Annotated in this window: 17 protein-coding genes; 6 read left to right on the forward strand and 11 right to left on the reverse strand. The window is 34.8% G+C overall.

Annotated elements, in window-relative coordinates:
* The first annotated feature begins 99 nt into the window (after positions 1–99).
* From ABMQ40_RS05120 to ABMQ40_RS05130, 3 genes are all read left to right on the forward strand, one after another.
* Positions 100–1,872 carry a TonB-dependent receptor domain-containing protein gene (locus ABMQ40_RS05120; RefSeq protein WP_370897209.1) on the forward strand — a complete coding sequence of 591 codons (1,773 nt, stop codon included), beginning with the start codon at positions 100–102 and terminating at the stop codon, positions 1,870–1,872.
* 12 nt (positions 1,873–1,884) lie between these two features.
* The gene (locus ABMQ40_RS05125) at positions 1,885–3,573 is read left to right on the forward strand and encodes a SusD/RagB family nutrient-binding outer membrane lipoprotein (RefSeq protein ID WP_370897211.1); all 1,689 of its coding nucleotides are present in this window, start codon (positions 1,885–1,887) and stop codon (positions 3,571–3,573) included.
* A gap of 2,103 nt (positions 3,574–5,676) precedes the next feature.
* Entirely contained in the window at positions 5,677–5,862 is a 186-nt protein-coding gene (locus ABMQ40_RS05130) for a JAB domain-containing protein (RefSeq protein ID WP_370897213.1), read from the forward strand.
* Positions 5,863–6,730: 868 nt separating this feature from the next.
* Here the strand turns inward: ABMQ40_RS05130 and ABMQ40_RS05135 are convergent.
* Entirely contained in the window at positions 6,731–8,164 is a 1,434-nt protein-coding gene (locus tag ABMQ40_RS05135) for an endonuclease/exonuclease/phosphatase family protein (RefSeq protein ID WP_370897215.1), read from the reverse strand.
* A 636-nt stretch (positions 8,165–8,800) separates the two neighbouring features.
* Between ABMQ40_RS05135 and ABMQ40_RS05140 the strand changes: the two genes are divergently transcribed.
* Positions 8,801–9,025, forward strand: a complete 225-nt coding sequence (locus ABMQ40_RS05140) for a hypothetical protein (protein WP_370897217.1) — start codon at positions 8,801–8,803, stop codon at positions 9,023–9,025.
* 54 nt (positions 9,026–9,079) lie between these two features.
* Entirely contained in the window at positions 9,080–9,232 is a 153-nt protein-coding gene (locus ABMQ40_RS05145; protein ID WP_370897219.1) for a hypothetical protein, read from the forward strand.
* 908 nt (positions 9,233–10,140) lie between these two features.
* On the opposite strand, the gene ABMQ40_RS05150 is transcribed toward ABMQ40_RS05145, so the two are convergent.
* From ABMQ40_RS05150 to ABMQ40_RS05175, 7 genes are all read right to left on the reverse strand, one after another.
* Positions 10,141–11,928: an RCC1 domain-containing protein gene (locus ABMQ40_RS05150; RefSeq protein ID WP_370897221.1), complete on the reverse strand. Its 1,788-nt coding sequence runs from the start codon at positions 11,926–11,928 to the stop codon at positions 10,141–10,143.
* Positions 11,929–13,185: 1,257 nt separating this feature from the next.
* The gene (locus tag ABMQ40_RS05155) at positions 13,186–13,791 is read right to left on the reverse strand and encodes a DUF6705 family protein (protein ID WP_370897223.1); all 606 of its coding nucleotides are present in this window, start codon (positions 13,789–13,791) and stop codon (positions 13,186–13,188) included.
* An 8-nt stretch (positions 13,792–13,799) separates the two neighbouring features.
* The gene (locus ABMQ40_RS05160) at positions 13,800–15,341 is read right to left on the reverse strand and encodes a hypothetical protein (protein ID WP_370897225.1); all 1,542 of its coding nucleotides are present in this window, start codon (positions 15,339–15,341) and stop codon (positions 13,800–13,802) included.
* Positions 15,342–15,638: 297 nt separating this feature from the next.
* Positions 15,639–16,073 carry a GLPGLI family protein gene (locus ABMQ40_RS05165; RefSeq protein WP_370897227.1) on the reverse strand — a complete coding sequence of 145 codons (435 nt, stop codon included), beginning with the start codon at positions 16,071–16,073 and terminating at the stop codon, positions 15,639–15,641.
* Positions 16,074–16,647: 574 nt separating this feature from the next.
* Complete coding sequence (locus ABMQ40_RS05170; RefSeq protein WP_370897229.1) at positions 16,648–17,466, reverse strand: GLPGLI family protein; 819 nt, start codon at positions 17,464–17,466, stop codon at positions 16,648–16,650.
* A 61-nt stretch (positions 17,467–17,527) separates the two neighbouring features.
* Entirely contained in the window at positions 17,528–17,734 is a 207-nt protein-coding gene (locus ABMQ40_RS16720; protein WP_442340152.1) for a bacteriocin-like protein, read from the reverse strand.
* A gap of 237 nt (positions 17,735–17,971) precedes the next feature.
* Positions 17,972–18,328, reverse strand: coding sequence for a winged helix-turn-helix transcriptional regulator (locus ABMQ40_RS05175; RefSeq protein ID WP_370897231.1), 357 nt, complete (start codon positions 18,326–18,328; stop codon positions 17,972–17,974).
* 105 nt (positions 18,329–18,433) lie between these two features.
* On the opposite strand from ABMQ40_RS05175, the gene ABMQ40_RS05180 reads away from it, so the two are divergent.
* A complete protein-coding gene (locus ABMQ40_RS05180) occupies positions 18,434–19,180 on the forward strand; it encodes an SDR family oxidoreductase (RefSeq protein WP_370897233.1) in 747 nt (248 codons plus the stop codon).
* A 278-nt stretch (positions 19,181–19,458) separates the two neighbouring features.
* Here the strand turns inward: ABMQ40_RS05180 and ABMQ40_RS05185 are convergent, their stop codons facing one another.
* From ABMQ40_RS05185 to ABMQ40_RS05195, 3 genes are read right to left on the reverse strand one after another with little or no spacing between them, the layout of a single operon-like run.
* Entirely contained in the window at positions 19,459–20,187 is a 729-nt protein-coding gene (locus tag ABMQ40_RS05185) for a phage tail-like protein (RefSeq protein WP_370897235.1), read from the reverse strand.
* Between the two features lie 14 nt (positions 20,188–20,201).
* Positions 20,202–20,933 (reverse strand): phage tail-like protein, encoded by a 732-nt coding sequence (locus tag ABMQ40_RS05190; protein WP_370897237.1) that lies wholly within the window; start codon positions 20,931–20,933, stop codon positions 20,202–20,204.
* 26 nt (positions 20,934–20,959) lie between these two features.
* The gene (locus ABMQ40_RS05195) at positions 20,960–21,706 is read right to left on the reverse strand and encodes a phage tail-like protein (protein ID WP_370897239.1); all 747 of its coding nucleotides are present in this window, start codon (positions 21,704–21,706) and stop codon (positions 20,960–20,962) included.
* Between the last annotated feature and the right edge of the window lie 327 nt (positions 21,707–22,033).

Below are 22,033 nucleotides of genomic sequence, written 5' to 3' on the forward strand. Positions count from 1 at the left end.
ACTGCATAATCTTCCATTTGCCCATACTGTAATTGGGCACAAGCTGTAAAATCAGGAAGGTTTGTAGAAGAATCCTTTACTTATGCTGGGACTGCGGTAATGGGGTCTACTATAACGGAAAGTCATTTAAATGATTTCGCATACGATAGATTATATGACGGAACTGGGACTCCTATCGACGGTACCCACCCTACAGATTATGGTCCGGAGCCGGTTGTTTCTGAATATTATAAAAGCGTTGCATCTAGCTTTAGATATTATGGAGATTTGATGGCTAATTTTAATTATGACCTTAATGATGATCTGAACTTGAAATTTAATGTTGGGCATAATATTCAGGATACTTCTTCTTCAATAACTTCTGTTGGTGGTAAGAATTTGCAGGTACCAGGTTGGTATCATATTAATAATGTACTACAGCCGGATAAATTTTATAACCTTGATAATAGTAAGAACCAGCAAAGATCTTATGCTTGGTTTGCTAACTTGGATTTGGGCTACAAAGATTTCTTATATTTCAACTCTACTTTCAGATATGAGAAAAACTCTGTTTTAAGTCAAAATCCGGTAGGTCCAAATAAAGAGAAATTGGACTTTAGTAATAAAGGTTACCCATACTATTCTTTCGGTGCATCATTCATTCCTACTAAGGCGTTTGCCTCCATTAAAGGAAAGGTGTTGAATTATGCTAAAGTGAGTTTGTCTTATAGTAAAGTGGGTAACGCGGGAACTGTGCCTGTTTATGGATTGGATCGTGTTGGGGTTTTCCCGACTGGATATCCTTTTAATAGTTTATCATCTTATCTACCAGCTACAACTTTATATAATCAAGGTATTCAGCCTGAATTCCTTAAATCTAAAGAGGCGTCATTGTCCTTAGGATTATTTAATGATCGTATTACCTTTGATGGCTCCGTATATAGAAATGATACAGATAACTTGATTACAACGATTACTACCTCTCTAGCTTCTGGTATTGTAGCATTCCAAGATAATATTGGGAATAGCAGAAACCAGGGGTTGGAATTGGATTTAGGATTTACGCCATTCAAAACGAAAGATTTTGAATGGAAAGTAAGAGGATCTTATACTACTTATGAAACTAAGATCTTAGGATTGGCTGATGGTGCTGATGAAGTAGCATTATCAACCTATGGAACGCCTGGTGTGGGTATTTTTGCTGTTAAAGGAGAAAATTTTCCGGTAATTAAGGGAACTAAATATCAAAGAGATCCCAATGGAAATATTATAGTAAATGCAAAAGGTACTCCTTTGGCGACTTCTACTTTTGAAGTATTAGGTAAAGTAAATCCGGATTATATTTTAGGATTCAGTACTTCATTCAAATTCAAAGGAATAACCTTGAGTGCGGTGGCTGATTATAGAACTGGGAATAGCTTTGTTGCTTTCAATAAGTCGTTATTAGGAAGTATGGGTTCATCGGAGAAAACTGCTGATTTTGACAGATCAAAAGGGTATGTGGTTCCGAATTCTGTTCAGTTAGTGAATGGGCAGTATGTTCCTAACATAACGCCAGTAGGTAGTGATCCTTCATATACTGGTGTAAATGCGTATTTCACTGGGCCATACAAGTCTGTTGGGGAAGAATTTGTTGTTGATGGGACGGCATTAAAAGTAAGAGAAATTGCCTTAAGTTATGACCTGCCAAAATCAATCTTAAGCAACACATTTGTTAATTCGCTATCAATTGGTGTTTATGCAAGAAATCCTTTCTTCATTTATGCTAAGGATAACAGAAATTATTCAGATCCTGAAACGGCTTCAACTTCTGGAAATGCTGCTGGTATTGCTCTTAATGGACAGTATCCTAGTATAAGAAATTTTGGTTTTAACCTAAATGTAACTTTTTAATTTTTGAATAACATGAAGAATAATAAATTTTTAACAATACTTTTAGTTGCAGCATTAGGTCTTGCAGCAACCTCTTGTTCCAATGATTATTTGGATGTCAATGACAATCCGAATGCAATTCAAGCGGAAGATATTACTCCAGAACTTATGCTTCCGGGTGCTATTAGTACTGCTTATAGAACCCAAGCTGGTACAATGATGCAGTTTGGTAATTTAATGATGAACAGCTGGGCTGGAAATGCTTATACTTTCACCAGTCCTTTTCAGAGAGAATTTAATCTTAATAGTGTAGATAATACTTTTTATACTGGAATCTGGGAGTTGTATCCCAAGATTGCTAATTTCGACCAGATGGAAAAATTTGCAAATCCTGATCATAAACAAGATAATTATATTGCTGTTGCTAAAATTATGAAGGCATACTATATGCAATATATCGTAGATTTGTATGGAGATGCTCCTTATAGTGAGGCTTTCAAAGGACAGGTAAATACCTCGCCAGTGTATGATAATGATGTAGATATCTACAAAAGCTTAATTTCTAAACTAGAAGAAGCTAATGCTCTGCTGGATGCGGCGCATCCAGATGCTTTGCCAATAACTACTCCTGATATAGTTTTTAAAGGAGATATGGATAAATGGAAAGGATTTTCTAATACAGTAATGCTGAGGCTTTTGATTAGGATGTCTAAAGTTACAGGAGATTTGCAGACATACAGAAATCAAAAACTACAAGCGCTTTCTGCTAGGACTTCTAATGGAGCGGATGGTTCATTTATTGAAGAGGAAGTAACTGTTAATCCCGGATACTCTTCTGGAAATGATGATCAAATGAATCCTTATGTTCTTACATGGGCTAGGACTTCGGCAAATACATCAGTACAGAACTATAATTTTATAGTGGTCTCCGAGCATATGGCAAATGCATTAGAAGGAAATGTTATTTTGAATAGCAGTGATTATGCAAAGTTTACGGGGCTTAAAGATCCTAGAAGAAGTAGATTGTTTACGAATGTAAATTCTGTTGACGCAAATGGAAATCCTTTTGTTGGTTTAAAAGGGATTAGACAAGGGAATATACCTGGGCAACCGGGTGTGCCAGTTAATAATGTTAATACTTCTAATATGGGAATAGGTAACTTTACTTCTAATATTTATAATCCTGTCAATACGAATGCATGGCTTAGCATAATTGGTGATAATAATACAAGAGGAGGTTCTCTTTTTTCTATAGCAGAAAGTGATTTATTGCAGGCTGAAGCAGCTCTTCGTTGGCCTGCTATGTTTAGTGCAATAGATGGCCAAGCTAAGTTTACGAATGCAATAAATGCGAATGCAGCTTGGTTAGGTGTGAATACTGCACAAATGGCAATTTATTTAACAGGTGGTCCTGGTATTACTGGTATTAATGCTAGGCCTGGACTAGGGTGGATTGGTAGTGATGCTCAGAAATTGGAGGCTATTATGACGCAAAAATGGATTGCTTTAACGAATATTAATCCTACTGAAATGTTTATAGAATACAACAGAACGGGATACCCATACACGCCTATGGCTACTACAGCTCAGTATCCTAATAAGCCTTATAGATTAGTATATCCGTTTTCCGAATATGCAGCAAATTCTGCTCATGTTCCTAATATTAGTAGTGCTCAGGTTTTTGTTAAAAATCAATACACGCCTTTCTGGAATCAAAATTGATTTCGGAACATATTTTAATATATTTAACCGCCTTTTGGCGGTTTTTGTTATTTATTACAATAATCTTTATAAGATTATAAATCTAGAACTACTTTCCCTGTTAGATGTAAAAATTTATTTAATAGGATAAGTAATATATGACTTATTTTTCCAGCTGAGCCTTATCAATAGTTTTTATTCTCGTAAAAAAATTATATACGCAGCCACTTTGTTGGTTCTTCCATAGTACTGTTAGCGGTTCTTGCAATCTCACCCAACCCGGCTGGGGATGCTGTAGTATTTATCAAGCCAGGGAATACGGGCAGTACGCGAACACCTTTTGGTGTGACCTAAATAGATAAGCTTTTTACTCTAATGTTTCAATCACATTTCAAAACAACTCCTACCTATCATAAGTATTTAAGGAAATTCAAGATTTTGGTTTATATAAAAGTATGCTCCATCCTATCATCCGGGTTACAAAAACACTATTACTTTTTTAAACTTCAAAATTATCTATTAATACTTTTAAAATTCGATCAATATTAGCAAGAAATTGTTTTGAAGATAATCCCATCAAGCTCACATAACTGGATTATTAATTTCTAAAATTCTTTCCAAATCTTGCACCAAATGTTTCGATATTTCTTCGGTTACGGGTACAAGACCGGAAAGAGATGATAATTCACTTCTTTCCGGTTTTTTTTTCGCACCTAAATTGTTTATCTGATATATATAAGATAGCAAAACATTGGGTCGGGTGGTTCGAAATGATTTTTTTGAAAATTGCAATTTTTCAGGAAATATCGAACCAATTATTTTACGTTTTACCTTGATATCCTCATCGGTTAGGCTTTCGCAAGGTCTACTAGGTTCGATAATGCTTGGTCTAGTAGTTTTAAAATCTATTTTCTTATTATCTTTTCCTTTAGTTAATTTAGCTTCGAACTTTTCAATTTGCCTTTTACAGTCGGTCTTAATTTCAAGATAATTTCATCATCAATTACCTCCTGCATCAGTTTATTTCTTGCCTGTTTCAATCTGCTGTTTAAACGATCTATCTCTAATAGAATTGCTTTCCTTTCTTTTTGGGGATTATTGATTAATTTTTCGAAATTTCGCATCGTCAGAAAGCTTAGAATATCATTCGCATCTTCAATGCTTAATTCAACTCCCTCCTCTTCTTTAAAAATTTTGATAATCTCCTCAACGGTTATGTTACTAATTTCACTTTCTTCTCCATATCAATGCTTTTTAATAAAAGTATTGGACAAGTGTTCTGAAAGTAAACCCAGACACTTATGTGATGTATTTGGCTTTTAAATATAAATGTGTGACGCTTAAAAACACGTAAATCCAGCGGAACACTTAATATCCACCATCAGGCAGCAAAAATTTTTTATTTGCAAAAAATGTGATTACCTTTAAATTTATTTTTAAGTGCAACAAGAGAAAATTGATGCAAAGAAATTCATCGTTCTTAGATTCACCTAAGGATACAAATAAAATCAACAATGTTAACTTAAACATTATTTCATATACAAAAACAGGTTATTGACTGTTATTAGACTTAACATTTTCCATAATAAAGCCGGTAAAAAGGCAGCTAGGGTATTGTTGTCAGCCATCTGCTAATCCACCAAAGACTACGGCATAAACGGTTTCCTTCCCGAAGGTACCCTCCAATTATTCCGTTTCCTTTTGGTTTTTATTCTTTGTCAACACTTCATATCTGCTTTATTTTTTCCGGTTTTTCTTTTGAAAAAATATTCAGCGAAGCCTGAAAGGCTTTTAAGGAATAAGCTGGAGAAGGGATGAGAAACAAAGCTAAAATATAACAGGTACGGGAAACTCAAGTCTCTGCCGTACAAGAGCAATCACATGGATTTTAATATTGTCAATGAAATAAAGTTAATCTACTCACGAAAAGGAAATTCTGAGAAATTAATAAGCTGTTCACGTGCTGCCGTTGAGGTATTTCGTCAATACTTTGACTCTGATGAAATAGATTATAGAGAATCGTTTTTTGCATTGTATCTAAATCAGGCAAACAAAGTTTAGGTATCAAGAAAATATCTGAATCCGGTAAGTTGATTTAAGAATTATTATGCAAGCAGCCCTATTGTGCAGTGCAACTGCCATTATAGTAGCACATTAATCACCCATCAGGAATTTAAAACCCTCAGCGGAAGACTTAAAAATTACTCTGAGCATAAAAAGTGCATCAGAATTTTAAATATTAAATTATTAGATCACTGTATTCTAACTTCAACAGATTATATGTCGTTTGCCGATGAAGGATATCTTTGAATAAGCTTTTACAATTACTAGAGTAAGCGACAATCCTTCATTGTCGCTTATTAAAATTTGGCGAAAAGACAATTCCTTCCTTTGGTCAGAAAAGTCTTTTCGCGCATCGTAAGGAGTAACCCTATTGAAAAATTAGCTTAGATCAAGCTATTGTTTAATAAGAGGTGATTTCAGGAAAATATATATTGAACGGATTATTAAAGTCAATTTTTCACGATTCTACAAATTATGATACGGCTAAAAAGCTTCAATATCTCATTTCTAATAGACATTGTATTCTTCTGTAATTTTCTTCCGGGTTTTTATTTGCAATAAGCTTTCAATCTTTTAGATTCTGTCAGCTATTTTCTATTCAATCCAATATTCATTCTTTAGCGTGAAAATTTTTAATAATACCAAAGGTTTTCTTTCTGAAATTGTGGATCTCAAAATAGAATTTAACGGATTTAAAATTAATAGACGTTTTCCAATGCTTTTAAATTTTTATACTTTTACCTCATATTGTTTAAAAGTTGTTATACTTATATTATTCAGCATTAAATTGTATCTGCGTTTATTTTCATAGCTCGTTAAAATGACGTAAGTATTTTTTACACAGGTTAATGAAACCAACCTAATATTATTACACAGCTTAAAAGCCTTGCAGACCGTATTAGAAAAATTGTTGGAAGGCACAACCTGACCAAAGTATTTTCAGCCTCTCTTTTATTGAATTCTATAGTGACCAATGATCAATATATGGGGTGATATAATAAAGACATTTTGTGAAGAAAAAGCTTAATTAGTTTATTTGTTTAAAAATTCTACACATAAGAGGCTACTTCAAATTGAGATACCTCTTTTATTCATATATATCCTAAAATTACATTTAATTATTTTCCACTGAAAACTCCACAAAAGGACTATCTCCCGTAGATATTTTACCTGTCAATTTAATATTATCCTTTACTTTACTAAGACTTGGGCGGGTACTATTGGTTTCCAGATCATTTTTTGTTATTTCATTAAATCCGACAAGGACATTATTTGTGAAAGCATAAGACCAGGGAACATAAGTTCCAAAACTTAGCTTTACACTCCCTAAAACATAAGTGAGCTGATTAAAAACACCGGTTGCCTCTCCTGTATCGTGTGTAGCTAAAATCACTCCATATTTACCAGAAGAGATCTTTGAAGGAGGAGAACTAAAAAATGTACTGTTATACCATTGTGTTTTGTTATAAAAAACAAGATCTCTGTTTGAATTGTTATGAATGATTATTTTTGCTGACTGACCAGTTCCATAAGCAGCTTTTAAACCATTAATTTTATCAACAGCTTCGTTATAGGTATTAACAACATATGCCTCTGGTTTGTGGATACTTTTTGTAAATGAAAGTGTAGACTGTATTCCATAGTGATCTGAACATGGAATGATTGAATTAAAATAGGAGGACTGATAATTACAGTCGCTTATAACCTGAGATGAAACAGTATTAAGTCCTTCAGAGACTAAAACATAGTCCAGTCTTTCCTGGGTAGGGCCATTTGATGCAACAGGATAAAAATAATCGGCAAGTTTATTTAACGTGTTATCGTATGTAAATCCGCTTATAGAGTTAGATTCCCTGAAAGAATCTTTATAATTAGCGAAAAGTGACTTCATATCGGTATATTCCAGTAATCTGTCTCCTATTACATTTAAATCCCCTGTTATAATAGAAGGTATTCCTTCCAGATCATTCATATTTGATTTAATCTGTTCAAATTGTTTTTTTCTAATGGAGATATGACCTGAATCCTGAGCATGAGTAAAAAAAGAATAAAAATCTCCATTTGGGGTAGAAAATCTTGTTTTATGGAATCCTTTAGAAACAAGTCCAAGATCCCCTGCCGAATCATTATAAGCATTAAAACTACTTTCCTGGATGGGAAATTTAGATAAAATAAGCAATCCGTCTCCTGGATTAATAACTGTAGTATTGGAATGCATGGAATAAGGATATATATCTTTAAGACTTTCAACAAACTCATTCTTTGTGTCATCCCTCCAAATCTCTGAAAGATAAAGGACATCATTAGCAGATGAATTTGATCTTATAAACTGAATAATTTTCTCTTGTCGCACTGCGTCTTCCAAAGTAGTAAAAGGAACAAAAAGGTGAAGGTTATATGCCATCACTGTAATTTCATTATTTCCTTTTCTTAAAGCAGAAACATTAGTTTCCTCATTGATTTCACTCATTTCTAAGTTTTCTGTCTGACAGCTGGTAACAAATAATACAATTAACAGGTAAATGAAATTTAAATTTTGTTTCATCATTTTTCAATATGGGTTTTAAGGTGTTTTTTAGTCAATCCCTTCTTAAACAACAGAAGAAGAAATCTGAATACGATCTCTAAAATCAACATAGTTTTTCAATACAAAAAAAGAGAATATATACAGATAAAACATTAATTTAATATTAATAAAGCAAGCGTTTATATTAAATATTTTTCATTTTATACAAAAGATGAAACAGTTTTTGGAATAATATTTAAAGCTGGCTTGTCAATTTAATAGTAAATTTATATCTATAGATTACGGAGAAGTTTAAACTTTATAAAAGTTGTTGAAATCATATACAAAAAAAGAGTCAGTTTGAAAGGAAAACATCAGCAACATCGTTAGTACAACTGATGCACAAGACCCATAAGATTATACTCATGCTTCCGATATATTAATTTTCCTCCATCTAAAACCTAAGGATGTGAAGCCAGTTGGCTGGGATGAAAAACCTTTGTAAAAATCCCTAAAATTGAAACTTTTCAAAACCCCAATCAGATGGTAAGTAGGCTAAAGTTAAACATAAAATCAAAAGCTATATAGAAATATAAAGCTTTTTAAAATTCTATGGGGGGCTACCCAAAATAAATCTTTTATGTAATTTGTTATTACTGTAAATCTTACGCATTGCGAGTGAGGACTGATTTATGGAAATCACAGATAATAAAGCACTTACAAAAAGGAGATACTATCTTAAATGAATTTTCCAGATTGGAGTTCAGTATGCTTGAATGTATGGAAATAATTTCCATTACTACCCAGATCAATATTTATTCTGTAAAGGGAAACTGGCAACTTGGCAATATCATACAGGGTAAAGTGATGGCAATGGTATTTTCTATGGTATCAGAGATTTGATTTTCAAAAGAACAAAAAGAAGCTTTGCAGACAAAGAAAGCTAGTGGGATAAAATTGAGAAGACCTAAGGGACCAGGAAAAAGTAAGCTAGACGCCCACAAACTGGAAATAGAGGCTTTACTTAAAAATGGTTCTACCAAAAGGTTTATCGCAAAACGCTATAACTCAACTCTGGTGAACCTTCATAACCGGATAAAGAAAAAATAAAATACAGGATCTATAATCCTATTTATTAATTCATCTGTCAAAAATAAACTACCTCGAGGTATTCTCTTCGAATAAATATTATTATTAACCTTGTACTTTACTTTCGTAAGTTACCCGCAAGTATTAGTTACATAAAAAGCCCGGCTTTTAACCGAGCTTCACTATCATAGAATCAAAGAGTTATTTCTTAATAAATTTCAATCTTGAAACAGTTCCTTTATCTTCAATTGTAATAATATATCACCTGTAATTAAATAGAATGCAATTCCAGCACCGAATATCACTATTTTCTCCTTTAAAAGAAAGAAAAGGAAAAATAACATCTGTTTTTTATATTTGTTTTTTTATGTTAAATAATTAATGTACATTATATGGCCTACCTTTTTATCAAAGCTAACTATGGTTTATGAAATGAGCAGAAGAATGGTAAATAAACAAGCTGGTAAATTGTAGCTTATTATCAATAGTTGGAAAAAATAAGAAAAGTAAAATTTAATTTTAGTAACAGTGCAGACCTTATCAATCTTGCGGATTATTAAGTTAGAAAAAGGACGGATAAAAGATACGCTGGAAATTTATTTGCTGAATATTAATTAAATCAGGATTTGGTCTCATTTATTAAAATATAAATCAAAAATTGAAACTTAATAAAGGTTGTTATTAACATTGAGAGAATGGAAATTGTATCATAATTAATAACGTATTGACATTCAAATTTATAATCCTTTTTCAATCACAAAAACTATTATTGCACTACTAAACATAAAAAAGACTTTGCCATTTTTGCAAAGTCTTTTCTCTAAAGAGATAATTAAACAGATAATATATATTTTTTAATTCAATATTAATCTATTGCCAATTTTAAATTTCTATTTTATAATTCATAAATAAGTAAGTATTTATATTTACTAGTATGTAATGGGTTTAAATATCATTGCTACTCCAGATGAAGATTCTCTTACAGTGCTGCCACCTTGGCCTGATCTACCATCACCTGCAGTATACAAGTTTACTCCTACCGTATCATTATCAGTAGGCTTTTTAACTGCTATTGTGGACCTTAAAATACAAGCATTCACTGAAACATATTCCATACCAGAAAATTGAGTTTGTGATTTGTCAAATAAAGTCCAAGTTGGTATAAATTCTGGTGTAAAGTTGTTTGCTAAACGTGATCCATAAGAATTGTCGTAATAATTCCAGCCTTTCATAAATAAATCACTTTTGGTGATTGCTAATGAATAAGCATATCCATTACTAGCTGAAAAAGAGCTTCCAACCATATTACCTGAATATACAAATGGAAATAACCCTCCTGAATTTTGATTTACAGTACAATAAGAAAAGTCAATAACTTTATGTTGATCTGCAATAGTAGAAGTGTTTGTATAATTAGTGCCTGGATACAGTAATGAATTCAGAAGTATAGGAGAAGTTGTGTAAGATGTTGTATTAGCAGTCGAGTAAGGATCATTCAGCCCCATTGTAATACCAGTACCAAATAATCTACCATCATTAAGAAGCAAATAGGAATTTCCAACTCCTACAATGAATTTTTTTATTGTAGCACCCCCAAGTATATTTTCTGATGTATCATAAGTTCGTGTAACATTGGTGGGATTTCGAGTATATTGCCCATCAGTTGAGGTACTAGAAACAGTGTTTCCAAAGTTGCCATCATCAGAGCCTGTGTTTGGTTTGTAAGAAATTAAGCCACTAGTTAAAACTCTTCCCCATACAAAGAGTTTATTGGTAGATGATACTGCTGATATACATTCACCTTCACTGGTATTAAAATTGATATCTATAATGAATTTATCTGCATTTGTTGTGTTATCGTTGGTTCTAAAAATTATTTTTTTGAAAGTTGTTTGGTAAGAGTTTTGAGCAATTCCATTTCCATTTGTACCATAATAATTATATCCTGCCATAAAAACATTTCCTTGGTTTGATAATAATGCAACATTTGCACCTCCTGCTGCTACTTTTATTATTTTTTCTCCTGGTTGCAATCCTTCAATAGAGTTAGTTACATTTGTATAATCCTTTAAAGTTTGTCCTGAAGGTCTTCCTAATTGTCCGTATGGATTAGCTCCAACTGCATAAACTGTACCATCTTCGGTGACTCCAACTGAATAAAGGTAGCTATCAGAAACTACAGTATATCCACCCAAAGCATGACTTACAAATTTCAAAGTTGTCACAAAAGTTGGATTAACCCCGGAACCCACCCGGTCGGTAAGAGGAGGATAATCGATGTTATTATTTCCTGCTCCATAGAGATTTGATGAAACAGAGTTAACATACGCTAAGCCAGTTGCAGATGCTGTAAACATTGGATAGCCTTTCGAGTCTCTTTTTACTCGTATAGGCGTTTTTCCAGTTTCTAAGAGAGTATTAAGATCATCGTTAATAATTGGTAAATTATCTTTACTAACTATACATTGAGACCAAGCAGATGGTGTTTTGATCTTCATACACTTTTCCACATTGTCCCAAACGATTGTTCCTTCTAACACAGGTGATCCTTTGGGAGTTTTCATACTAGCAGTATTTGCTGTTTCAGGAAGAACAAGCCCCATATCCTTTGTTCCGGCTCCTCTGATATCAAGAGCTCCCTTTGGATCAGTATTACCAATTCCTACTTGAGAGAATAAAGTCTGTGATATCACTAGACAAAATAAAATCTTTTTCATGTTTGCAAATTTTAGTTGTTTTTCATTTATTTAATTAAAGTAAAATGCTTGTGTCGTTATAAAACGTTTTAATTTTTATGATATTAATTCAGCTTTATCAAATTCATTTACGATTTAGCTTGAATTAATATGTTTATATTTTGTTCAGCTGCTAAAGGAGCAGATATTAAATGGGTGTATATACACGAAAAAAATAAAGACACCCAAAATCATTTATATTTTTATTTGTGACATCATTGCCTGAACATTCTAAAAATTTACAAATCCTTACCTCCTCAACTTCTAGTTCTAAAACCGTGAGATTAATTAATGAACCTAATGAATATCCTTTTAGTTAATTTGTATAAATCACTGCTAATTACCATAAGTGTACGTATAAAATCCAAAAAATATATCAAGATAAGCAACAATTATATGTAATACTGTAGCAAATTTAATATACCAAAGCAATACTTTAAGATATGTTCAAGCTACTTACATCATACACGTACAATATCTATATGTTACTTACATACTACATACGTATTTAGTGATGATTTTAACACGGATATTTGGAAATCCAAAAAATGTATCAAGATAAGCAACAATTATATATAATACTGTAGCAAATTTAATATACCAAAGCAATACTTTAAGATATGTTCAAGCTACTTACATCATACACGTACAATATCTATATGTTACTTACATACTACATACGTATTTAGTGATGATTTTAACACAGATATTTGGAAATCTCATTAAATGCCCAGATAATATTTTAGAGATTCTAGTTCTTTTATTGCAATCTACTTTTTACCTTCTTCATGGCTTCTGTTAACATATCTAAGGAGCTATTCCCATCAATCGTCTCTCCTTTTTTGCTCTTCGAATTCCACGGAAGATAATTCAATAACCTTCTATCATTTCACCTTTCAGAAGTTGATAAATAAATTGCCAACATCAACTTTTTTCAGGAATAGACGATCTCAGTTTTTAGATCACCCTCAGAGTACTGGTTATATTCTTTTAAATTTTAAGAATTCCAAAACACAATTTATTTCGTAAAATTTGAGCACTAATAAGAAAATTCTTTCCAAATCTTGCACCAAATGTTTCGATATTTCTTCGGTTACGGGTGCAATTGAAAGGGTTAATTAATTATTAACCATTTTTCTTTTGATGGCATTTATCAATTTCCATTTTTTTAAATTAGCTAATTGACGAATAGAAGCCACAACTTAAAAAGTGTAGCTTAAAATGATATAACAAATTTATCTATTGTTTTATAAGCGTAAATTCACCTCTTGGTAATGAAAATTCTTTTGGAGCAGGCATTGCAGGATTGGAAACAACTGAATTAATATTAGATATTTTTACTTTTAGAACCTGCTGACCATTTACTATTATCTTTCTTAAAAAAAGTCTTGCCGATCTCTGGGAAAAAGTATCCATAATACCTAAATCTAGTCTTATTTCATTAGGATTACATTGTGGGCATGGCCACAAACGGGTATTGTTATTAGTAATAATGTGATTACCTGCTATTGAGTGTTTTCTCTGATTATTATATACCGTATCAAGCTGAGATAATGTATTTATTTTTTCGGTCCCATTTTCAATGTATTGATATTCACCAATTATCAAATCCTCATAATATCTCCCATTAAATTGCATTAGTTTCTTTACTAAAGTAATTTTAAAATTATTATTTCCATTAGTATATAAATATGTTCCGGTAAATGAATCCAAAAGATTATTTGTGTCTTTTCTATAAAATCCATCGGGTTGATTTAGATAATCATCCTGAATATCTATTGTTGATGTTTGTGATTTTAATAACGATATCAATATTATTGTTATTAATGATAAGGTTTTTCTCATATTTATTTTTAATTACAGTTAGCTGGTTTTACAATTGCATTGGGAGAATCAGAATCTATTGATAATTTACTCCATCCTGTTAAATCTTCATTAGCTTTGTATAAACCAATATTAGTACCAAAGTTAAGCCTTAAAAATGCACGTTCATAATTTTTTGCCCCTTCTTCTTCCCCTTCGTAAAATTCTATGTATTTATCCTCCATCACTTTTTTCAATTCCTCTATACTACATCCAATATTTTCAGGGCTGTTCCAGATTTCCTCTACCATTTTTCCCGTATTCTCAAAAACAAGTGCATAAGTTTGCTTAACTCCGAAGTCATCTTCACAGACCAAAATAAAAGAAGATTGTCCAGTATTATGTACAGCTCCATATATTTCTAAACTATATAAACTCAAAATATCATCATATGAAAACATAGGGTAAGTAGTTTTAGGGTGTGTATGTACTGCACTAAAATAATTATCATTAACCTTTACTTTAAGTGTATTATCTCCAGTTGGAGCTGCTATTTGGGTTGTTATATGACCTCCAGAATCTCTTTTTAGAAAAATCCCTGCTTCTCCTATACTACTATTAATATAGGAATACATTCCATTTACAATTAATGGTTTTAAGTTTGCTTTTGTAGGATCTAACAATGGGCTTAATTTCTCACATGGTGTTGGTGGAGTTCCCACATTGGGATTGGTAGGAATACCATAACAACTTCCGTCTCCAATATCAGTATTGGGGCTTTGTGGTCCAGTTGGTATTTGTGGATCAGGACAAATCCAATCACCATCCCAGGTACCATCTCCACCCGAGCCATCACCTCCGGGACCATATCCGCCACCCGGGCCAGATCCACCGCCACCCCCACTTCCATCATCATAGCTGGTACATACATATAAAAAAACAGTGATTAACTGTGATTTTACATCAGCTGTGCAAGACCCTTGCTCACCATTATGGTGAACCCCCTCACTACACCAAGTATAGGCATCTGCTGTCACATAACCGCAACTTTGCGAAGTTTTTCCTAGAATATCATTTATGGCTCCTATACCAAGTGGTGTTACCGTAGTTTTCCCTTTAGTATTTACATGACCTCCGTAAAGCAGCATTTTCTTTTCTTGTGGACTAAGATTATAAGAAATAAGTAATTTTCTATATGTACCATCAGTCAAGGGAGTAAAAACCAAATTTTCAATAGGTGCATTTTCAGGTGCACTATCCCTTATAATTCTGAAAGTATAGGTATGATAATTAGGGCCATTCTCCATGTAAACAATATCATTTGTATCTAAAACAAAATTATCATAATTGACTGTTTTACCATTAAAAGAAACATTCAATTTCTTTAACAAATTCTCTGCTTGTTGCAGTTCTGCTGTTAATTTTATTTTGTGCTTACTTTGATTGAGTGATACTCTTTTTGAAGTAAGTTTAAATTGACTGCTGTTATTGTGGGTCTCTTGCTGATCAGGAAGCAGATCATTCCTGCAAGAATACAGGATGACGAGAAGAGTTGCTAAAAAAAGCAATCTCGAAATAAGACTTTTTTTCATGTTTAATGTTATAAAATTAATTCTCTAAAAGATATTATCAAATTTTCTTTGGCTTTTATTTTGCGAGCAGGGTAAATAAAATATGGAATTTTATATCCATATTTTTCCACATTTTGATAATCGCTGTATTTAGCCTACTCGTACAGGTGTTTTCATAATTTCGATTAACTGTATTTAGCTTTATCAACGTCAAATTTAAACCGTATAAGCGACAAGTCATGTCGTATTAAAAAGATGTATTTACGTTTTCGGATTAAAATTATTATAAATACGAAAGACACGAGGCAAAGATTATTACTATTTAGATGACTCCCATTCAAAAACTCTTTCAACCCCCGTACGTACGGTAACAATTTTTCCCGTGCTACCATTAACCTTAGCATTTTGTAAAAAGTTAGTAGCAGCATCTTTTAATTTTACGTAATCATGCATTTGGGCTTTTGTATAACTTGGAAATTCAGGAGTATAATCTACTTTTGAAGTATCATTAAGGTCAACCTTTATTGCTTTCCATAAGTCATAATCTTTACCATCTACTCTGACATCAAGAATTGCACCTGGCAAACCATAAAACTTAAACGGGCCGACTGAATATGGTATTTCTTTAGCGAAATAAGCTGTTATAGGTGAACCCCGGAAAATTGCCTTAGCTTTTGTACATTCGTAACCGAGTATTTTTTTTGTAGTTTCTCCATCTATTTTCCAATCGATCTGAGGAACCTTATCGTACACGAAGAAATCTCCGTCATTGTCTAAGTGTGAGGTATAAAAAAAATCCTTGAAGATTGAGAAATGTTTGAGATAAAATAAATGTCATAACCCTTTTTTCTGGTTTCATAACTAGGATTAGTCCATATTATGTTACCGTCTTGCTTAGAAATAACTCTTTCGCCATCAGTATAAAGGTCTTCGTAAACGTTTGCAATCGGTGATCTTACATTGAGGTATTGAATATGAATTTGTTTTTGTGCAAAAATGCTTTCAGAAAAGAGTATATAAAATACTAACAGAAATTTATTCATAAAACTTGACATTTCAGGATTTAAGGATTGATTTTAGCCTAGATTGCACTAACAAGCCCGGCAACTCTAATGGTTACTATAAAATTAGTTTTTTCATTATTGTTTTAAATTTAGTTATTAATTTTTTTTGATTTAATCATACAAGTTTACAAAATACTTTTTATTCACCGTTACGGGAATCTGTAATATTCAACACATTTTCTTTGTACAAATAATAATTAAAACTGATCAATGAAAAACTGTCTTTCTTTTCTAAAAGCTGAATACCGGGTTAAAATCAGCTTTTAATGCAAAAGGTCTAACTCTATAATATTATTGTCTTTCTTTACCCTTTCTTTTGCTAATTGGTCAACTTCCCGCACGATTTCGGCGCCGGTCCGGAAATTTCCGCTGCTGTCCGTCTGATCGGGTATTTTACCCTGAATATAAAGCTGTTTTGTACTGCTCGCAGGATCTCTTCTGTATTCCCTGAACACTTCCTTAAACTTCTGCCGATTTAATACGGTCTCCTTAGCTTTAGAATTTAGTTCAGGGTATGCGGTTTCACCTTTTATGTTCTTTATGCCTACCAACTCATAGGAGTGGTTTTTGCCGGTATCTTCAATCTTTATAATGAGGCCGGGAAGACCATGAAATTTATATGGTCCGTCTTGAATCGGAATATCTGTGGTAAACCAGGCTATCCATTTCCTGCCTGCAAAATCCGTTTCGGCCTTTTGTACATGATATTCTCCGATCTTTTCTTTATCAGATTGAATCTCCCAAACGAATTGCCGCTCATCTTCAATTCTTATTCTATCCAGACCGTAACCCCTTGTTAAAAAGAACGTTTTATCATCTTTTTTTTCAATGCGGTATAAAATATCTATATTCGGTATATAAAACCTCCCCTTTTTCGCCTCTGCAATTGACGTAGAATCTTCAGCATAGGTTTTAGAGCTATAAAACAAGGACTTTTTATTGAAAACATCTAAGAACATAAGCTCTTTAATAACATTTTGCTTATTTGCTGAATCCGGGAGAAACTTATACTCATAAATAAACCGTTTATTTTGAGCCGTAAGTATTTGAGTAAGGAGGATAAGTAAAATTAGTTTTTTCATGATGTAAAATTAAAGAATACGACCAATGTAATGATCAGCCGTATTCATTCGTTCATTTGAATTAATCAACTGCAACTAAGTGAGAGCCCTCAGCACAGGAAACTGATCCTGATTCTTCTACAGGAACTGTCACGGTGGCACTGCATATCTGCGGATTTACATTTGAGCAACATTTGTAAGAGCAGCCTGTGTCTGTGCCTGGCTGAAACGGCCCGCCTCCTGCTACTGTTCTCAAAGCTTTTCTTGAAAGTCTTTTCAATTTTTTCATCGTAATAAATTTTATAATTATTATTTGTGATTGAATCAATACAAGTTTACAAAATATTTTTAAATCACAATTAAGTGAATTATAAATTTATAACAAATTTCCTTTGCAGAAAGCAAGGCTATAAGCGTATAACAGCCATTAAGTGATATAATCTGGTCAAACTTGCTCCGGTTTCGTCATAACCTAAAAACAACAACTACCTGACGGCCGGCAGCTTCCAATGGCAACAAACTGCTGTTATTTGCCGATAATCACTTTCCGGTGCTCTGTTCCCCAATCTGCGAGATTGTCGATGATGGTCTGAAGTGTTTTACCATATTCCGTAAGCTGATACAAAACTGTTACCGGCTGGGTATCCAAAACGGTCCGCCTGATCAATCTGTTCATTTCCAGATCTTTCAGCTCCTTACTCAGCATTTTATTGGAAATGCCTTTCACATCATTCAAAATATCGGAAAAACGCCGTTTATTGTAATAGCAGACCGATGAAATAATGGAAATTTTCCATTTGCCGTTCAAGACGTCCATTGCATCATGAACCGCCATGATTCGTTTCTTATTGGCATCATTATCCATGCATTTGATTTCCTCCATAAGTTACTTTGTTACCCAAATGTTACTGTTACTTTTGGTTACAAAGTTACTAAAATAAATTTATCTGCTCTACATTTGCATTGTCAAAATAAAAATACCAATACAATGAATTTCACAAACAAGAATGTAGTAATTACCGGCGGAACTACGGGCATTGGCCTGGCAACCGCAAAAGCGTTTATCGAAAAGGGGGCAAATGTGTGGATTACAGGCAGAAATGCTGAAAACCTGAGCAAGGCAGCCCAGACTATCAACAGTCCGAAATTACGGACCGTAGTTTCAGATACTTCAAAACTGGCCGATATTGCGGTACTGGAAAGTGCCATCGCGGATAGCGGGAGCCCAATAGATGTTCTTTTCCTGAACGCAGGAATAGCCACTTTCACACCGATCGGGCAAACAACGGAAGCTGATTTTGATGCACAATTCAACACCAATGTCAAAGGCCATTATTTTACATTGCAAAAATTATTGCCGCATCTGGCGGAAGGTTCATCAGTCCTGTTTACGTCATCCACCGTTGCAACGGCCTCTCAAATGTATGCAAGCGTGTATTCCGCAACCAAAGGTGCTCTGAATAAAATCGCACAGGTGGCAGCCAATGAACTGGCGGAAAGAAAAATAAGGGTGAATATTGTAAGCCCCGGCCCTACTCAGACAGAAGGGTTTGACAAAGCAGTTCCTGATGAAGCGGTAAAAAAGCAATTTGCCTCAACGACAGCTTTACAGAGAATGGGTAATGCTGATGAGATCGCAAAAACCGTGTTGTTCCTGGCTTCTGACCATGCCAGTTTTATTACCGGAACTGAATTGTTGGTTGATGGCGGCTATATCGGCTATGCGCTAAAATAATCAACAGTTATAAATTATTTTATGGCAGGCTTCCGGTAAGACCTGCCATACTTTTTGCTTATTGAGCACAACTTATCCGGCTGATCCATTGTGCCTTTATAAAAAAAACGCAGCCTTTCAGCCACGTTTTAAAATCATCTCTGTGTTACTAGAATCATATAAAATATAACTCCCGCCTACTGTTCAGCCTGCTATTTACAATACAGGAAATCCATCTATCTTCTGACCATACTGCCTGATTGCGTACAGATATTTCTGACAGCTCAGCGGTAAGGGTTCTAATTTAATTCTCCCAGATAGGTCCAGATCACTTCCTGTTCCTTAATTCTGTGGGTAGAATTACAGGTATAGGCACCACCCAGGAACCATGAAAAACCAAGACTGGTTTCTCCCTGCTGCAAATAAACCATTCCTGAGGTCGTTATGTTCCTGTCCTGATATCCTGAGGCACCCCGGAAATTATAACTGAATATCCCGGAAGGAGTTGTTACAGCCGGTCCGAATTCCAGCTGGAAGTATTGTACGATACGGGCTGTGAACTTGTAAAAACCTGCCCGGTCTGCCGTGATACTTCCGTTCGCGTTCATGTTGCTATCCTTGATATCCAGGTTGAAATCCTGTCCCTGAAGCCCCGTGCAGGTGGTTACTGTCGTCTTTCTTCCCCTGGAATACAATACCGGAAGGTTAATGGTACCCGCAGCCAGTTTATAATCCATCAGTGCCTGCCAGGATGTTCCGTCATATAAATAAAGCAGGTCTTTATATACACTGGTATTTCCGGTCCCGGAATCTGAAATGTTCTGTACCAGCAATCCTTTAGCCGGGTTAGCTATGGTGGTTGCATCCAGGGTTGATGTCAGGGAAACCCTTGGAAGCAATAACGCTTTATTGGCAGATGAAAGCTCCAGGATCGAAGACGGATCAGGGCTGGATGTACCTATACCTACATGCCCTCCTATGGAGATCATTACAAAGCTTATGATGAAACAAAGTATTTTTTTTTCCATTTTTATCTATTTTATTATTGTCCTATATATTGCCAAACTACCAGCTGTTCTCCTATCAGGTCCTGAGCGGCACAGGTTCCCCCGAGATTCCATTGAAAGCCGTCCGAGGTTTGCCCCTGCTGTAAATAAACCGATCCTGTAAATACGGTCGTTTGCCATGCCCTTGTTGTTGCCGTACCATCCCGGAAGGAATAATTAAGCATTCCCGGAAGCAGAAAGGGGCTGTAAGCCGATCTCAGCATATATTGTCTGAGGCTGATACTCCAGATATAATAGCCGGTTTTATGGGCTACTATTGAGCCATTGGCACTGATCGTCGTTTTAATATTCTTCAGATTATTCAGCTGGAAATTCCCAAGGGTAGCTCCCGTACAGGTTGTATTCGTACTTGTCTTGCTTCCTATGGCCACCAGTTCGGGGTACAGGCTTCCTGTGGCGATCTGCCCGTCTTCCACCATTTCATCCCAGGCACTTCCGTTAAATTTATACAACCTTCCTTCATATACAGCATCTTCGCCGGAGCCGGAATTTTGGGAAGCCAACGTCAGCATTCCCTTGACCGGGCTGGCTATTGTTGTAACATCTGTTCTGGATAATAGTGGTACTCTGGTAATCAGCAAGCCCTTCTCCTGGGAGGATAGCTCCAAAACGGAGGATGGGGCCGGGGATGTGATTCCGATACCTACCTGGCTTTTCAGGCCGCCTGTGAAAAGAAAAAGACATCCTGTTAAAAGTATTCTTTTCATATTTGTCATGTTATTATTGGTTAAGTTTATAAAGGATTGCCTAAATATTCCCAGGTAACTTCCTGTCCCTGGATCCTGCCCTGTGTTCCACAGGCGTTATTACCCAGAAACCATCTGAAACCTGAAGTGGTTTGCCCCTGATTCAGATATACAACTCCCATTATGGAAGCCCTCTGGTTGGTATACCCCGAACCTCTGTATAAAAAGGCGTATGTGGCAAGGTTGGCCGCCTGTATGTAAGGGCTTTCATTGAAGCCCTGGTTAACAGTCGGGGCCATAAACTGGTTCATTCTCACAGAGAACATGTAATATCCGCTTTGGGGGGCTGTTAATGCTCCTGTTGCAGAAATAATGGAAGTGTTGCTCCTCTGGTTCAGTGCAAATGCACCATTGGTAATCCCCGAACATCCTTCTTCGGTAGTTTTTCTTCCGACAGCAACTATTTTCGGCATATCATTAGTAATAAGCTTCTCCCGGGTCGTGATGGCTTTCCACAGTGTACCGTCAAATTTATACAGAGTATCTTTCTGTATGGCATTGCTGCCCGACCCCGAATCCTGGGTAGCATACACCAGAAGCCCTTTGGCAGGATTGGGAATGGTTACAATATCCGTAGTTGAGGTCAGTGCCACCCGGGGCAAAAGCAATCCTTTATCTGAAGTGTTTAGGTCCAGCAATGCCGAAGGATGAGGCGTAGTAGTACCTATTCCCACCTGTGCATTTATTGTAATCCCTAACACCATAACAGCATAAAAATGTAATTTAATTTTCATTATGGATTTATTTTGATAATTAATTTATTGTCTGAGGCAGCTGCCCTGCTTATCTGATTGTATGAGTGCCTACGAACTTATCAACATTCTTCCGGCAAGCCGGCAGCAATAACAGAAATGGGTTTTATAAGCCCATTGTAAAACTCAGCCGGCCCGGATGCCACAGGGGTATTATTCTCTTTCGGATTTAAAATCAGACCGGGATATACTGCCGCTACTTATAATATCTGCTAATGCTTTAAGCTTAATACAAATTTATATCCTGCTCACAATAGTATGAAATAAAAGCCATGCGATTTTCTTTGCTACCACATAGAATCTATTCTA

Source organism: Chryseobacterium gossypii, assembly GCF_041361455.1.
Taxonomy (GTDB): domain Bacteria; phylum Bacteroidota; class Bacteroidia; order Flavobacteriales; family Weeksellaceae; genus Chryseobacterium; species Chryseobacterium gossypii.

Bases quoted from the DNA above. Each gene is read 5' to 3' on its own strand.
- ABMQ40_RS05120 (WP_370897209.1), top strand. From the start codon at position 100: ATGGGGTCTACTATAACGGAAAGTCATTTAAATGATTTCGCATACGAT.
- ABMQ40_RS05175 (WP_370897231.1), bottom strand. From the start codon at position 18,328: ATGGAGGAAATCAAATGCATGGATAATGATGCCAATAAGAAACGAATC.
- ABMQ40_RS05155 (WP_370897223.1), bottom strand. From the start codon at position 13,791: ATGAGAAAAACCTTATCATTAATAACAATAATATTGATATCGTTATTA.
- ABMQ40_RS16720 (WP_442340152.1), bottom strand. From the start codon at position 17,734: ATGAAAAAATTGAAAAGACTTTCAAGAAAAGCTTTGAGAACAGTAGCA.
- ABMQ40_RS05180 (WP_370897233.1), top strand. From the start codon at position 18,434: ATGAATTTCACAAACAAGAATGTAGTAATTACCGGCGGAACTACGGGC.
- ABMQ40_RS05135 (WP_370897215.1), bottom strand. From the start codon at position 8,164: ATGATGAAACAAAATTTAAATTTCATTTACCTGTTAATTGTATTATTT.
- ABMQ40_RS05195 (WP_370897239.1), bottom strand. From the start codon at position 21,706: ATGAAAATTAAATTACATTTTTATGCTGTTATGGTGTTAGGGATTACA.
- ABMQ40_RS05190 (WP_370897237.1), bottom strand. From the start codon at position 20,933: ATGAAAAGAATACTTTTAACAGGATGTCTTTTTCTTTTCACAGGCGGC.
- ABMQ40_RS05125 (WP_370897211.1), top strand. From the start codon at position 1,885: ATGAAGAATAATAAATTTTTAACAATACTTTTAGTTGCAGCATTAGGT.
- ABMQ40_RS05185 (WP_370897235.1), bottom strand. From the start codon at position 20,187: ATGGAAAAAAAAATACTTTGTTTCATCATAAGCTTTGTAATGATCTCC.
- ABMQ40_RS05170 (WP_370897229.1), bottom strand. From the start codon at position 17,466: ATGAAAAAACTAATTTTACTTATCCTCCTTACTCAAATACTTACGGCT.
- ABMQ40_RS05160 (WP_370897225.1), bottom strand. From the start codon at position 15,341: ATGAAAAAAAGTCTTATTTCGAGATTGCTTTTTTTAGCAACTCTTCTC.
- ABMQ40_RS05150 (WP_370897221.1), bottom strand. From the start codon at position 11,928: ATGAAAAAGATTTTATTTTGTCTAGTGATATCACAGACTTTATTCTCT.